Genomic DNA, 13435 nt, shown 5'->3' with positions numbered 1-13435 from the left:
CCAGCAAGGAGAAGACGATGGGCGAGAAATGCCTACCCGACGAACTGCGGACCCTGTTCCTGTTCGAGGCGCTGACCGACGAACAGTTGCAGACGCTGTGCGCGAACGGGCATATCCGCGTCTTCGAGACCGGCCCCGTCGTCGTGGAGGGCGAGCCGGCCACCTGCTTCTACGTTCTGCTCGACGGTGAGTTGGTGATGTCCAAACGCTCCGGCGGGGTCGACGTCGAGACCAATCGCACCTCGCAGCGGGGCGTGTATTGCGGAGCCTGGTCGGCCTACATCCCCGACGAGGAACAGCTCTACCAGGCGTCGGTGCGCGTCACGCGGCCGTCGCGGTTCTTCGTGCTCGATGCCAGCGCGTTCGCGAAATTCATGCAAACCGAATTCCCCATGGCCGTGCACCTGCTCGAGGGCCACATGGTCGGCGGCCGGCGACAGAGCCAGATCATCGGACAGCGCCAAAAGCTGCTGGCGCTCGGCACGATCACCGCGGGGCTGACCTACCAGCTCAACAACCCCGCCGCTGCCACCGCCAGAGCAGTCGCCGATCTGCGCGAGGGGGTCGGCAAGATGCGCTACAAGCTGTCGATGCTGGCCGACGGCAAGTTCACCCCTGAGGCGCTGCGCATGCTGGTGCGCATTCAGGACGAAGTCGCCGAAATGGTCGCCAAATCCAAGGCACAGGAACTGACCGCGCTGGAGACCTCCGATCGCGAGGACCAGGTCGGCGATTGGCTGGAAAACCACGGCATCGCCGGTGCGTGGGATTACGCGCCGACATTCGTGGAGGCCGGCCTGGATGTCGATTGGCTGGAACGCGTTGAGGCCTCCATCGATTCGGTCGACTGCTCGGCGACATTGCAGAGCGCCATCGGCTGGCTGAAGTACACCATCGACACCGAGTTGCGGATGAACGAGATCGCCGACGCCAGCGAACGTATCTCCGGTCTGCTCGCCGGGGCCAAGAAGTACTCCCAGATGGACCGGGCCGAATACCAGGTCGCCAATGTCCACGAGTTGCTGCACAGCACGCTCAAGACGCTCTTCGGCGACAAGGTAGGCCCGGACAAACCCATCAAGCTGGTCAAGGACTGGGACAAGGCACTCCCCGAAATTGGCTGCTACCCAGGCGGTTTGAACGAGGTGTGGGATGTCATCATCAACAACGCCATCCAGGCGATGAAGGGTCGCGGCACGCTGACAATCCGGACCGCACGCCAGGGTGAGGACATGATCCGGGTCGAGATTGGTGACGACGGCCCCGGCATCCCCGACGAGATCATCGACCGGATCTTCACCGCGTTTTTCACCACGAAGCCGTTCGGCGAGGGCGACGGCCTCGGCCTGGATCTCGCGCGCCGCATCATCGTCGAGAAGCACCAGGGCGATATCCGGGTCGAATCCGAACCCGGCAACACCCGTTTCACCATTCTGTTGCCGCTGACAGCGCCTGGACCGGTTGCGCCATCTCCGGGTGAACTTTCTGCCGTCGCGGAATAGCTGACCGCCGGCGCCGGGTTGTAGCCGCCATGAGCGCCACACCCGATCTCGGCAGGTTCGTGGACTCGCTGATCGTGTACGGCACCCCTGAGACCATGCGGCCCGGCTCAACGCACACCTCGAAGCCTGCGCCGAACTCGCCAGCCCACTCGGGCTGGGTTGACCCGAAAAAGGAAGACCGATGACGGACGCCAAACCAGACCTGGGCCGCTTCGGCTCGTTCGGACGCGGAGTCACTCCGCAGCAAGCCAAAGAAATCGAGGCGCTCGGCTACGGCGCGGTCTGGGTAGGCGGTTCGCCACCGGCCGAATTGGATTGGGTGGAGCCGATTCTGGCGAACACCACCACACTGAAGGTGGCCACCGGCATCGTCAACATCTGGACCGCAGCACCCGGCCCGGTAGCCGAGTCATTCCACCGCATCGAGGCGGCCTACCCCGGCCGGTTCCTACTCGGCATCGGCGTCGGCCATCCCGAAGCCACCCAGGAATACCAGAAGCCGATCGACGCGCTGCGGGGCTACCTCGACAAGCTCGACGAGTACGGAGTGCCCAAGAACCGCCGGGTGATCGCCGCACTCGGACCGCAAGTGCTCAAGTTATCCGCGGCGCGCAGCGCAGGCGCGCACCCGTACCTGACCACACCCGAGCACACCGCCGAAGCGCGCCGACTGCTGGGACCCGAGGCGTTCCTGGCACCCGAGCACAAGGCGGTCCTCACCACCGACGCCGATAAGGCGCGGAAGGTTGGCAGGGGTGCGCTGGACATCTACCTCAACCTGCAGAACTACCTCAACAGCTGGAAACGGTTGGGCTTCACCGACGAAGACGTGGCCAAGCCCGGCAGTGACCGGTTGGTCGACGCCGTCGTGGCCTACGGCACGCCCGAGGCCATCGCCGCCCGGCTCACCGAACACCTCGACGCTGGGGCCGACCACGTCCCCGTCCAGGTATTGACGTCTTCTGACAGGCTGGTGGATGCGCTGGCCGCGCTAGCCGGACCCCTCGGCCTCAAACAACCGTAGGGACTCGAACAACCATAACGAGAGGGACCCGTGACCAATCCGTCGCTGCTCAAACCCGACCTAGGTCGTTACGGAGTGTGGACCGGCGGCCCGGTGTCGCCGGAGCAGGCGAAAGAAATCGAACGCCTGGGCTACGGCGCGGTGTGGGTGGGCGCATCGCCGGCCGCCGAACTCGCGTTCGTCGAGCCGATCCTCGAACGCACCGAGAACCTGACGGTCGCCACCGGAATCATCAATATCTGGAACGCGCCACCCGAGGAGGTCGCGGCGTCCTATGAACGCATCGAAAAGGCTTATCCCGGAAGGTTTTTGCTCGGCGTTGGCGTCGGCCACCCCGAGCACACCCAGGAGTATCAAAAGCCTTACGACGCACTGGTGAGCTATCTCGACAAGCTCGATGATCGGTGTGTGCCGACCAGCCGCCGGGTGATCGCCGCCCTGGGCCCCAAGGTGCTGCAGCTCGCCGCTCATCGCAGCGCCGGCGCACATCCGTACCTGACTACCCCCGAGCACACCGCCAAAGCCCGCGACCTGGTGGGCGCATCGGTGTTCCTGGCCCCCGAACACAAGGTGGTGCTGACCACCGACGCTGATGAAGCCCGCACGCTCGGCCGCGACAGCGTCGGCTTCTATCTGGGGTTGAGCAATTACGTCAACAACTGGAAGCGGCTGGGCTTCAGCGACGCCGACGTCGAGCAGCCGGGTAGCGACAAGCTGATCGACGCGGTGATCGCCTACGGCACCCCCGACGCGGTCGCTGCGCGGCTGAACGAACACCTCGATGCCGGTGCCGACCACGTCGCCATCCAGGTGCTGGGCGGCCCGGACAAGCTGCTGCCCACACTCACCGAGCTCGCTGGGCCATTGGGGTTGACCGCGGCCGGGTGATCACGCGGGGTGCCCGTTAGGGTGGCACCATGCGGCTGTTGGTGACGGGCGGCGCCGGATTCATCGGCGCCAACTTCGTCCACAGCACCGTGCGCGAACGGCCTGGGGTTTCAGTGACGGTGCTGGACGCACTGACCTATGCCGGGAGCCGCGAATCGTTGCGTCCCGTCGAGGAGCACATCCGGCTGATCGAAGGTGACGTGACCGACGAGCCGCTGGTCGACCAGCTCGTCGCCGAGTCCGACGCCGTCGTGCATTTCGCCGCCGAAACCCACGTGGACAATGCGCTGGCCGGCCCCACGGTGTTCATACACAGCAATATCGTCGGCACGTTCGTCGTGCTGGAAGCTGTTCGCCGGCACGGCGTCCGGCTGCATCACATCTCCACCGACGAGGTGTATGGCGACCTGCCCCTCGACGGCGGACAGCGCTTCAACGCGGACACCCCGTTCAACCCGTCAAGCCCCTACTCCGCGTCCAAGGCGTCATCCGACCTTCTCGTTCGGGCCTGGGTGCGGTCCTACGGGCTGCGCGCAACGATCTCGAACTGCTCCAACAACTACGGGCCCTACCAGCACATCGAGAAATTCATCCCGCGCCAGATCACCAATATCCTGACCGGCCGCCGGCCCAAGCTCTACGGCGCCGGCGCCAATGTGCGCGACTGGATCCATGTCGAGGATCACAACAGCGCCGTGTGGCGCATCTTAGAAGGTGGAGTATGCGGCGCGACGTACCTCATCGGTGCCGATGGTGAGCGCGACAACCTGTCCGTGCTGCGCCTGATTCTGCAGTTGATGGGCCGCGAGGCCGACGACTTCGACCATGTCGTCGACCGGGTCGGCCATGACTTGCGCTATGCCATCGACTCGAGTGCGCTGCGTGCCGAACTGGACTGGGCGCCCAAGCACACCGATCTGGCCGAGGGGCTGGCCACCACCATCGAATGGTATCGCGAGAACGACTGGTGGTGGGGTCCGCTCAAGGATCAGGTCGAGGCGCGCTACACCGAACGTGCTCAGTGACAAGGGTTTTTGTGGGCTGACGGTCGCATTCATTTTGGTTGCGGATCCCCGTCCAGCATTGCCACCACGGCGTCGTATCGAGCGGTGACATCGGCCCGATCGGCGAATTCGTGAACGGTTCGTAAATTCGCGCGTTGGATCATGTCGGCCTGGTCGCGCAGAATCTGCCGACGTTCGGGATCCGGGGTTTGCTCGACGACCTTTGTCACCGCGTCGAGCTGCCGGATCATCACTGCTGGCATCCCGTCAGCGGCCTGGCGGATCTTCTCGAATGCTCGCTCGACGAGTCGGTCGAAGTGGGCTTGGTTGGCGATGACACGGATAAGCCCGCTGTCGTCGCGGCGAACCGGTTCCGGATGCCAGGTTCTCGAGATGCGGCACAGACAGTCGCCGAGCCAGTCGATGCATGTCATCGCGGTGAACGTGTCGTTGACCGCGGGCGAGAGTGCCCGCAGAGCGATCTCGACGAGTTGGTCGAAGCCAAACGAAATATCTTGGGTAAGAGTGCGATACGGCCCCGTGACATGCCCGCGCTGAAGATTTTTTTCAACGTACTCGGCCGCGTCGGCGGGCCAGACACTCGCCAGAATCTGACCACGCACCAGGAAATGTCCAGGGCGGTAGGGCAAATGGACGACCGCGTCAGCAGATGACGCGATCTTCAGCAACGTGTCATGCCTGATGACCTGTAGGTATCCACTAGTCGGGGTCCGTATCACTGCTCCCGACGCGGCGATTCTGGCGAGCAATTCCGCCCTCGACGGGCCTCGCGCCGCGCCGACGCCGAACGACGTGTCGTTGCCGCCCGCAACGTCGATCTCACGAGCCAGGTCACGAGCGATCCCCGCAATCACCTGTGGCAGTTGGATCATCGACGCGATGTGATTGAGGAAGTAGATGAGCACGGCGAGATCGGCCAGCGTCAGGACCAGCGCGACCGTGACCGACAGGTGCGGAACGAACTCGCCGGTCGACCCGCTTCCGACGGAAACCAGCGTGAGGATCGTGTAGAAGAATGTCGCCACGAACGTGCCGAGCGTGACTTGCGTTCCGCGATCGCGGATGAAGTTGCGCAACATCCGAGGCCCAAACTGCGTCGATGCCAGCGTCAGGGCCACGATCGTGATCGAGAACACGATGCCGACGACGGTGATGACCGCTGCAGCAACCGCAGTAAGAACCTGCCTGGCCGAGTCCGCCGTCCCACTCAGTACCCAGGACGGCAGGTGCACGTCGCCGCGATAGGCGGCACGGTCGACTGCGTACGTGCCGACGAACAGGACCAAAACCGCAACAGCCTCGGTCGCGGGTACGACCCAGAGGTTGGTACGGAACGCCTCCCGGCGCCAATCCGACTGCAGATAACCTTGACTCGGCACCCGATGTCAGCTCACGGTCCAGCCAGACGATGCCACTTCTCGATCTAACACTTACCGTCGGTGATCGAGGGGCGGGCCAGACATCAAGAAATCGTAAATGCGACGGACCTCACGTTGGTCGTACCACGAATCGCGCGGCAACCTCCGCAGGGGATCTGAGTTGCGCCAAGGTCGCTGCTCCCACCGTTCCAACACCGGCGCACACAACGAAAAGTTCACATAACTATTGGGCAGAGCAGCGTATGGATAGCGTTCAGGGCATACCGCCGATCTGTGTAGGGGCGTAGATATCGACGTATGAACGACGGCCCTAGTGGGGCCCAGCCTGACGCAGGACCCGAGCAGGAGCCGGGGACGGCGCACGGATCGTCGCGGGTCGGCAGGCATGGTGGGCATGCTCGCTGGACGCGACTACTCGACGGCGACCGCGTGTGGGGCTCGTTTGACATCCCGACGAGCCGGCACAGGACCTCTCGGTACGGCGTCAGCCGATATCGTCTGGTGGTCTTCCCCCTGGGTATCAGTCGGGCTCAACGGCTCTGGCTGCGGCTGTGGCGGGCGTGGCCGACGTGGGGGGTTCTCCTGTGGGTGGCGTCGGAGATCTATCTCAGCAGCATCGTCTCGAACTGGACGGCGATCGGAATCGCGACAGCGGTATACGCCGCCAGTGGCGCCGGCGCACTGGCTCCGGTCCGGGGGCTGCGGTCGCAGGTTCGCACACTGTCAGTGTCTGTCGTTGACCGTCGCCCCGATCCGCGGTCTGGGGCCACGTGCGACGAACTCGAATCGCTGGTGCACATGCTCAGCGAAGCTGATGCCCTCCGCGCGTGCGGAGAGTTGTCGGACCTCGATCACGAAGCGGTCTGGCGGCAGGTCTATGACCGGCTCGGACCCGGACGTCCCGAACCCCTGGATCACCAGCCATCGATTTGAAGGGTGGATTCTATTGTGTCTGAACTGCTTCCAGTCCTCACCGTGATCGCACCGACAGCCACTGTCCTACTGATCGTCCGCTACCTCAATCGCAGGGATGCCTGTAGGGAACGGACCATCATTATCAACGACGGCGTCCAGCGCGACGGAAGCAGAGCACGACGACGATGCACCGATCTCATCGCCTTCGCCGTCTTCCGACCGCCGGCCGCTTCCCGTGGTTGGCTTTCTTGTCCCGCCGGGCGCGCTTCTTATCGGCTCGTTTCGACATCGCATCGTTCCTTCGGTTTCAGTCCAGCACGGGGCAGAGAAGTCGAGTGCTCAGCTTTTCCAAGCGCTTTCGGGCGCGCGCATTCTCGACCAGCGCTAACGAAAGAGGCGCACAGCTGCGCAGACGCGAGCAACGCGCCAAGCAGATATGCTGGTCGTGTCCGGTGCTCGAAGCTTGCCGTCGCTATGCATTGAACGCGCATGAGCCCTATGGCATTTGGGGCGGGTTGACGCCATCGGAACGACGACAGGCGCTGGCTACGCGCTCCCGGCGGGCTTGAGAGTATGCGCGATTCCGGCTACCGGGGCCTCGGGCTGGCGCTGGTCAACAGCTCGTCAACCGCCTCGGCGACAGCGGTCCGCCCCGCACCCGCTACACGTGGCGCTGACCGATGTACGCGGGCATCAGCGTCCCGCAGGACGGCGAGATGTTCACCGCGGGACTGGGGAATCGGCCAGCGATGCAACCGTCCTCGACCGCCTCGTCGACGGCCGCGGCGATTGCCGCTAGATCCGTCGATGTGCAACCCCAGTCGGCGGCATCCACGTCACCCAGGCTGAGACGGGCCGGAATAACCTTGTACCGCTGGGAGATACCGCGCATCGTCGCGATCATCGACCGCACCGCCGCCCAGCCGTCGTCCCCGCCGCGCAGTCGGCGATGCACGCCGATCATGTCCAGGTCGACACCGGCGACGACGGCGGCAACCAGCGCATCGGTGTCGTCAGCACTCACGTCGACCAGCACGCGCTGCCGGTGTGCTGCTGGGCCGGCGAGGATGCCCACCTGGGCGTGGGAATTGACCACAAAACGCCCGGCGCCCGCCTCGGCGGCGCGCACCATGGCGACCACCGCCGGATCCGAGGCATGCATGATAATCCGCTGCGGCACGACTCCCGCCGACAGAGCCAGGCCGAGTCCGTCGATGTCGTCGACATCCACGGCCACGCCGTGGCGTCTGATCCACTCGGCCGGCGCATCGAGGCGCAGCACGTCGGCTGGATAGCTGACCGCCGCACAACGAAACGCCTTGCGATACAGTGCGCAGCGGCGCAACGCCACGATCTCGTCAAGGCGAGGATCGTGCCGATCGGTCGCTGCCTGGCTACGCGGCGCCGCCAACTGCCCGGCGGCGGTCGGCAACGACCAGATGTTGTCCGGAACATAGGCGGTCATGCTGCACGCTGCCCGATGCTCTGCGAGCCGGCAGAGATGACAACGGCCGGCCGTGGGAACCGCAGGGTGGCGCACGCGTCGTCGACGGATCCGTCGATCTCCTCAGCGAGGTCATGGCGGATGACCGCCCCCTCGCCGGTTGCGGTGATATTGCCCCCGCCCAGGCCGAGTCGGGTGAGGACGACGCCGTGTTGACGACGGATGTGTTCCATCTGCGCGATCATGTTGCCGATAGCGGCCGGATAGCTGACGAAGTCGTCCACAGCCGTGCCGATCTCGCACTGCAATCCGACCAGATTGAGCGATCGACGGGTGACGATCGCTTCCACCGCGCAATCAGCGTCGCGCGAGTCAAAGGTGAATTGGCGACGATCGCGGCCCGTCGCCGCCATGTCAGTCATACGCAGCAGTACGTTCTGAGTGCGCCCAGCGACGCCTGCGCCCAGCGACGCAATGTGCTCAGCACAGCTCAACACAATCCGACCCACTCCCACCCTGGTCAGGCGCCGTATGTCGACAGCCGCCAACCGGTCATCGTGAACGGTCATGAAGGCCGGATGGATGCCCACCGAGATCGCTGAGTACAACTCCGGCATTGTTCGAACGTCGATCGCCTGGCGGTGGTCGCGGAGCCATCGGGCAACGCCGGCATCGGCCAGCAGTGATGCCGGAAAGGACACCTCTGCAGGCGCGAAGGACTCCCGATAGCCGATCAGGCGGCGTATCTCCATTTGCTCGGCCGACGGAATCTGACGTCCCCGAACGATTGACCGAAAGCTGGTCGACAGTGTCACCGAAACCTTCTTCGACAACGCCCTGGCCTGCTGCCAGTGGCGACATGGTTCACGATGGCCCGGTCCAGAAGAAATTTCATCGATCCTTGCGATCTCTTGACGGTCCCCGCACAAACATTGACGCCCCGTTGACCTATCGCGTCACCTGGGCGCTGAGGCATGCGGCGTGCCGCGCGATGGGTGGCGATCAACGGGATGAGGACCTCCGCATGTGGCGATGGACTACCACAAAGGTGGCGATCAGGAAAGACGTTGGCCAGCAAGGAGACCCAACTAGTCCTTCTGACTTACGCTCCGGATCGGACCGTGGTCCACACTTGGCCGTACGGACAAGCTATCTAGTCGTCTTCGCCGCTGGGCCCGTCGTCCGTGCGGAGCTGGATACAGAGTTGGTCCGGGCCGGTGACGGTCACCGCCCAGCCCAGATGCGCCGGATGTATGGAGCTGCTCGCCCATTCGGTCTTATTCAAGTTTCGGGCGTACACGAACGCGCTGCCGGCCCACCGATCCGGCGGCGCGCTGCGGCGATCGCGTGCGCTAAGAAGACTTGTTCAGCCCAATCCGTCGGCCAGTGGACCGAGCGCCATCGCCGGCAGGTACTCCAGCCCGACGACGAGCAGCGTGGCGCCAATGATCAGCACGATGAACGTCGGCGAGTGGGTCCTCAGCGTGCCGGCCGTGATGACACCGGGCTTCTGGGCGGCGAACGTGCCCGCAATCGCGAGCGCGGCGATGATCGGCAAAAACCGCCCCACCATCATCGCGAGCGCGAGTGCGGTGTTGTACCAGGTTGTGTTGGCGCTGATTCCGGCGAACGCGCTGCCGTTGTTGGCGGCCGAACTGGTGAATGCGTAGAGCACTTCCGACAGCCCGTGCGGGCCGGCGTTGAGCATCGACGCCCGTTGACCGGGCAGGGCCATCGCCACTGCGGTTGCGATCAGGACCGCCGCGGGCAGTGCCAGTATGTAGAGGCTGACGAGCTTCATGTGCCGGGCGCGCAGCGGCTGTCTGAGGTACTCGGGCGTCCTGCCGACCATCAGACCGCCGATGAAAACGGCGAGCAGCACCATCATCACCAAGCCGTAGAGGCCGCTGCCTGCACCACCGGGTGCCACCTCACCGAGCATCATGTTCAGCATCAGCACCGCGCCGCCGAAACTGACGAAGCTGTCGTAGGAGGAATTCGCCGCGCCATCGGCGCTGCCGGTAGCGACTTGCCCGAACAACACGCTCCCCGGTACGCCGAACCGGGTTTCGGTGCCTTCTACCGGACTTCCGACAGCGTGTACGACGGTACCGTGCGTCACCGCCGTCGCCGCGATGATCGCCACCGTTGCGATCACGAAAAGCACTGCGGCGGCAGTGAACAGCGCCCAGCCCTGCTTGCGGTCGCCGATCATCACACCAAACATCCGCAGGAACGCGACCGGGATCAGCAGCATCGCAACGATCTCCACCGCGTTCGTCAACGGTGTCGGGTTCTCGAACGGGTGCGCACTGTTGACGTTGAAGGCGCCACCACCGTCGCCGGACATCAGCTTGATCGACTCCCAGGTGGCCACCGGGCCGCCGAGAATGGTTTGGTTGCCGCCGGCCAGGGTTGAAACCTCCTGCGCACCAGTGAAGTTATTGACCACGCCCAGGGCCAGCAACACCAGCGTGATAACGACGGACAGCGGCAGCAGGATTCGCACAACCGACCGCACCAAGTCCGTCCAGAAGTTGCCGAGCTGCTCGTTCTGGTACTGCGCAAGACCCCGAATCAACGCGACGGCAACACACATGCCGACCGCGCAGCTGGCGAACGCCTGCACACCGAGCCCCGCGACCAACCCCACGTGCCCCAGCGTGGCCTCGCCGGCATAGCTCTGCCAACTGGTGTTGGTGACGAAGGAGATTGCGGTGTTGAACGCCAACGACGGCGTCATCCCCGTGTGGCCCCACGGCTCGGGCAGCAGCGTTTGCACCAGCAGCAGCCCATAGAGAAACAGCACGCTCACCGCGGAGAAGGCCAGCACCGAATACCCGTATCTCGTCCAGCGCTGCTGGTCGTCGGGCTGGGCGCCGATGAGCCGATAGATCACCTGCTCGACGCGCCAGTGGCCGGTGTCCGAATACATCCGGGCCATGTAGTCACCGAGTGGGACATGTAATGCGACAACGAGCAGGACGGCGACAATGACCTGCAGTAGAGCCGGTGTTCCCCAGTGGGTTGGACCGCCGAAAATGACAAACCCCTTCATCGATGTACTGACTGGGCCCAACTTAGGGAAGAGATTTCCCGGTGGCGGCCACAGTTACGCGATCCATACATGCCACTGACAGGTCTTGACGTGAGCTTTACAGGTGACTTTGGTCCATTGACCGCGACCGCACGACGCGCCGACAATTTGCTCCATCGCCTCGACCGAGCGCCGGCACAGAGGGGAGGCGGTGGATCTCCGTTAAGGCGCGATGGTCGGCCGTTAAGAAACCGTCAACGAGCGCGGGACGTTCGGATGTGCGATCTAGCTTTCGTCATGGTCCTCGATGCCGAGGGTCCGGCAGTGCTGCCCGGGCCGCAATGGCAAGGACCTCATCGATTTGTCGTGAACGGAGAGACATGGGTGTCGTCATATACATCGTGCTGACGGTGGCGATCTTCGCCCTGCTCGGCCTGGTGCAGAAGCTGGTCGAGCGGCTGTGAGCTACGAGAACATCGTCGGACTGATCCTGTCCGTGTTGCTGGCGCTGTTCCTTGCCGCCGCACTGCTGTTTCCGGAGAGGTTTTAGTGACTACAACATCGGCGGGGATCGTGTTCCTCGTCCTCTTGATCGCTGCCCTGGCAGCTGTGCACGTGCCGTTGGGCGACTACATGTACCGGGTTTACTCGTCGGAGAAGAACAACCGCGTCGAACGGTTCATCTACCGCCTGATCGGGGCCGACCCCCGCTCGGAGCAGACCTGGGGCGCCTACGCACGCAGCGTGCTGGCCTTCTCGGCGATCAGCATCCTGGTCCTGTTCGTCTTCCAGCTGGTGCAGGGCAAGCTGCCGCTACACCTCAACGACCCGGCCACCCCGATGACCCCCGCGCTGGCCTGGAACACCGCGGTCAGCTTCATCACCAACACGAACTGGCAGGCCTACTCGGGTGAATCCACCCAGGGCCACCTGGTCCAGATGGCCGGTCTTGCCGTGCAGAACTTCGTGTCCGCGGCGGTCGGTATGGCGGTGGCCATCGCCTTGGTGCGCGGGTTCGCCCGCCGCCACACCAGCGAGCTCGGTAACTTCTGGGTCGATCTGGTGCGGGGAACGCTGCGCATCCTGCTGCCGATCTCGGTCGTCGCCGCGATCGTGCTGATCGCCGGCGGGGCGATCCAGAACTTCCACCTGCACGACCAGGTCGTCAACACCCTGGCCGGCACCCAGCAGACCATCACCGGTGGCCCGGTGGCCAGCCAGGAAGCGATCAAGGAACTGGGCACCAACGGCGGCGGTTTCTACAACGCCAACTCGGCGCACCCGTTCGAGAACCCCACCACGTGGACGAACTGGGTGGAGATCTTCCTGCTGCTGGTGATCAGCTTCTCGCTGCCGCGCACATTCGGGCGCATGGTCGACAGCAAGAGACAAGGCTTAGCGATCGCCGCGGTGATGGGTGTGCTCGCCACCCTCAGCGTGACATTCATGATGTGGACCCAGCTACAGCACCACGGCACGGTGCCCACCGCGATCGGTTCGGCGTTCGAAGGTATCGAGCAGCGGTTCGGAGTTGCCAACTCGGCGGTGTTCGCCGATGCGACCACCCTGACCTCCACTGGCGCGGTCGACTCGTTCCACGACTCCTACACCAGCCTGGGCGGAATGATGACGCTGTTCAACATGCAGCTCGGTGAGGTCGCGCCCGGCGGCACCGGGTCCGGCCTATACGGCATGCTGATCCTCGCCGTCATCACGGTGTTCGTCGCCGGCCTGATGGTCGGCCGAACCCCGGAGTACCTCGGCAAGAAGATCACCCCTCGTGAAATCAAGCTCGCCGCAAGCTATTTCCTCGTCACGCCACTTCTCGTCCTGATGGGGACGGCGATCGCGATGGCGATGCCGGGCCAGCGAGCCGGCATGCTCAACACCGGACCGCACGGGCTGTCGGAAGTCTTGTATGCGTTCACCTCGGCTGCCAACAACAACGGTTCGGCGTTCGCAGGTATCTCGGTCAACACCGACTGGTACAACACCGCGCTCGGGCTAGCCATGGTTTTCGGCCGATTCCTGCCCATCATTCTGGTTCTCGCCCTCGCGGGTGCGCTGGCCAAACAGGGCCACACCCCCGAATCGATCGGCACCTTGCCCACCCATCGCCCCCAGTTCGTCGGCATGGTCGCCGGCGTGACAGTCATCCTGGTGGCCCTCACCTTCCTGCCCATGCTCGCGCTCGGGCCCCTCGCTGAAGGAATTCACTAAC

The 13435-nt window shown here is 64.3% G+C and carries 14 protein-coding genes; 9 read left to right on the top strand and 5 right to left on the bottom strand.

The annotated features are described in order from the left end of the window. Positions 1 to 17: 17 nt before the first annotated feature. From G6N38_RS16890 to rfbB, 4 genes are all read left to right on the top strand, one after another. Positions 18 to 1502 (top strand): ATP-binding protein, encoded by a 1485-nt coding sequence (locus tag G6N38_RS16890; RefSeq protein WP_163749259.1) that lies wholly within the window; start codon positions 18 to 20, stop codon positions 1500 to 1502. A gap of 181 nt (positions 1503 to 1683) precedes the next feature. After that, a complete protein-coding gene (locus tag G6N38_RS16885) occupies positions 1684 to 2526 on the top strand; it encodes an LLM class F420-dependent oxidoreductase (RefSeq protein WP_163749258.1) in 843 nt (280 codons plus the stop codon). 30 nt (positions 2527 to 2556) lie between these two features. Beyond that, positions 2557 to 3414 carry an LLM class F420-dependent oxidoreductase gene (locus G6N38_RS16880; RefSeq protein WP_163749257.1) on the top strand — a complete coding sequence of 286 codons (858 nt, stop codon included), beginning with the start codon at positions 2557 to 2559 and terminating at the stop codon, positions 3412 to 3414. A 29-nt stretch (positions 3415 to 3443) separates the two neighbouring features. Continuing rightward, positions 3444 to 4439, top strand: a complete 996-nt coding sequence (rfbB, locus tag G6N38_RS16875) for a dTDP-glucose 4,6-dehydratase (protein ID WP_163749256.1) — start codon at positions 3444 to 3446, stop codon at positions 4437 to 4439. Between the two features lie 29 nt (positions 4440 to 4468). Here rfbB and G6N38_RS16870 read toward each other — a convergent pair whose 3' ends face one another. Beyond that, a complete protein-coding gene (locus G6N38_RS16870; RefSeq protein WP_163749255.1) occupies positions 4469 to 5818 on the bottom strand; it encodes a DUF2254 domain-containing protein in 1350 nt (449 codons plus the stop codon). A 297-nt stretch (positions 5819 to 6115) separates the two neighbouring features. Between G6N38_RS16870 and G6N38_RS16865 the strand changes: the two genes are divergently transcribed. Continuing rightward, positions 6116 to 6751 (top strand): DUF6611 family protein, encoded by a 636-nt coding sequence (locus tag G6N38_RS16865; protein ID WP_163749254.1) that lies wholly within the window; start codon positions 6116 to 6118, stop codon positions 6749 to 6751. Positions 6752 to 6929: 178 nt separating this feature from the next. On the opposite strand, the gene G6N38_RS31235 is transcribed toward G6N38_RS16865, so the two are convergent. After that, complete coding sequence (locus G6N38_RS31235) at positions 6930 to 7022, bottom strand: 50S ribosomal protein bL37 (RefSeq protein WP_407662755.1); 93 nt, start codon at positions 7020 to 7022, stop codon at positions 6930 to 6932. Positions 7023 to 7068: 46 nt separating this feature from the next. Between G6N38_RS31235 and G6N38_RS30740 the strand changes: the two genes are divergently transcribed. Continuing rightward, complete coding sequence (locus tag G6N38_RS30740) at positions 7069 to 7302, top strand: WhiB family transcriptional regulator (RefSeq protein WP_407662754.1); 234 nt, start codon at positions 7069 to 7071, stop codon at positions 7300 to 7302. Positions 7303 to 7394: 92 nt separating this feature from the next. On the opposite strand, the gene G6N38_RS16855 is transcribed toward G6N38_RS30740, so the two are convergent. The 3 genes from G6N38_RS16855 to kdpA (G6N38_RS16845) all read right to left on the bottom strand — a co-directional run bounded on the left by G6N38_RS16855 (position 7395) and on the right by kdpA (G6N38_RS16845) (position 11235). Further along, positions 7395 to 8198 carry a type III PLP-dependent enzyme domain-containing protein gene (locus G6N38_RS16855; RefSeq protein ID WP_163749252.1) on the bottom strand — a complete coding sequence of 268 codons (804 nt, stop codon included), beginning with the start codon at positions 8196 to 8198 and terminating at the stop codon, positions 7395 to 7397. Continuing rightward, entirely contained in the window at positions 8195 to 8992 is a 798-nt protein-coding gene (locus tag G6N38_RS16850; protein ID WP_163749251.1) for a type III PLP-dependent enzyme domain-containing protein, read from the bottom strand. The genes G6N38_RS16855 and G6N38_RS16850 overlap by 4 nt, the downstream gene beginning before the upstream one ends. A gap of 551 nt (positions 8993 to 9543) precedes the next feature. After that, positions 9544 to 11235, bottom strand: a complete 1692-nt coding sequence (gene kdpA / locus G6N38_RS16845; RefSeq protein WP_163749250.1) for a potassium-transporting ATPase subunit KdpA — start codon at positions 11233 to 11235, stop codon at positions 9544 to 9546. A gap of 320 nt (positions 11236 to 11555) precedes the next feature. On the opposite strand from kdpA (G6N38_RS16845), the gene G6N38_RS31015 reads away from it, so the two are divergent. From G6N38_RS31015 to kdpA (G6N38_RS16830), 3 genes are read left to right on the top strand one after another with little or no spacing between them, the layout of a single operon-like run. Then, on the top strand, positions 11556 to 11678 hold the full coding sequence (locus G6N38_RS31015; protein WP_281357799.1) for a hypothetical protein: 123 nt from the start codon (positions 11556 to 11558) through the stop codon (positions 11676 to 11678). Next, positions 11675 to 11764: a K(+)-transporting ATPase subunit F gene (kdpF, locus tag G6N38_RS30735; RefSeq protein WP_163749249.1), complete on the top strand. Its 90-nt coding sequence runs from the start codon at positions 11675 to 11677 to the stop codon at positions 11762 to 11764. The genes G6N38_RS31015 and kdpF overlap by 4 nt, the downstream gene beginning before the upstream one ends. Next, positions 11764 to 13434, top strand: coding sequence for a potassium-transporting ATPase subunit KdpA (gene kdpA / locus G6N38_RS16830; protein ID WP_163749248.1), 1671 nt, complete (start codon positions 11764 to 11766; stop codon positions 13432 to 13434). The genes kdpF and kdpA (G6N38_RS16830) overlap by 1 nt, the downstream gene beginning before the upstream one ends. Position 13435: the final 1 nt, after the last annotated feature.

The sequence above is a fragment of the Mycolicibacterium helvum genome, assembly GCF_010731895.1.
Lineage (GTDB): Bacteria > Actinomycetota > Actinomycetes > Mycobacteriales > Mycobacteriaceae > Mycobacterium > Mycobacterium helvum.
The sequence above is the reverse complement of the archived record's forward strand: the minus strand, read 5'-3'. Positions and strand labels throughout refer to the sequence as shown.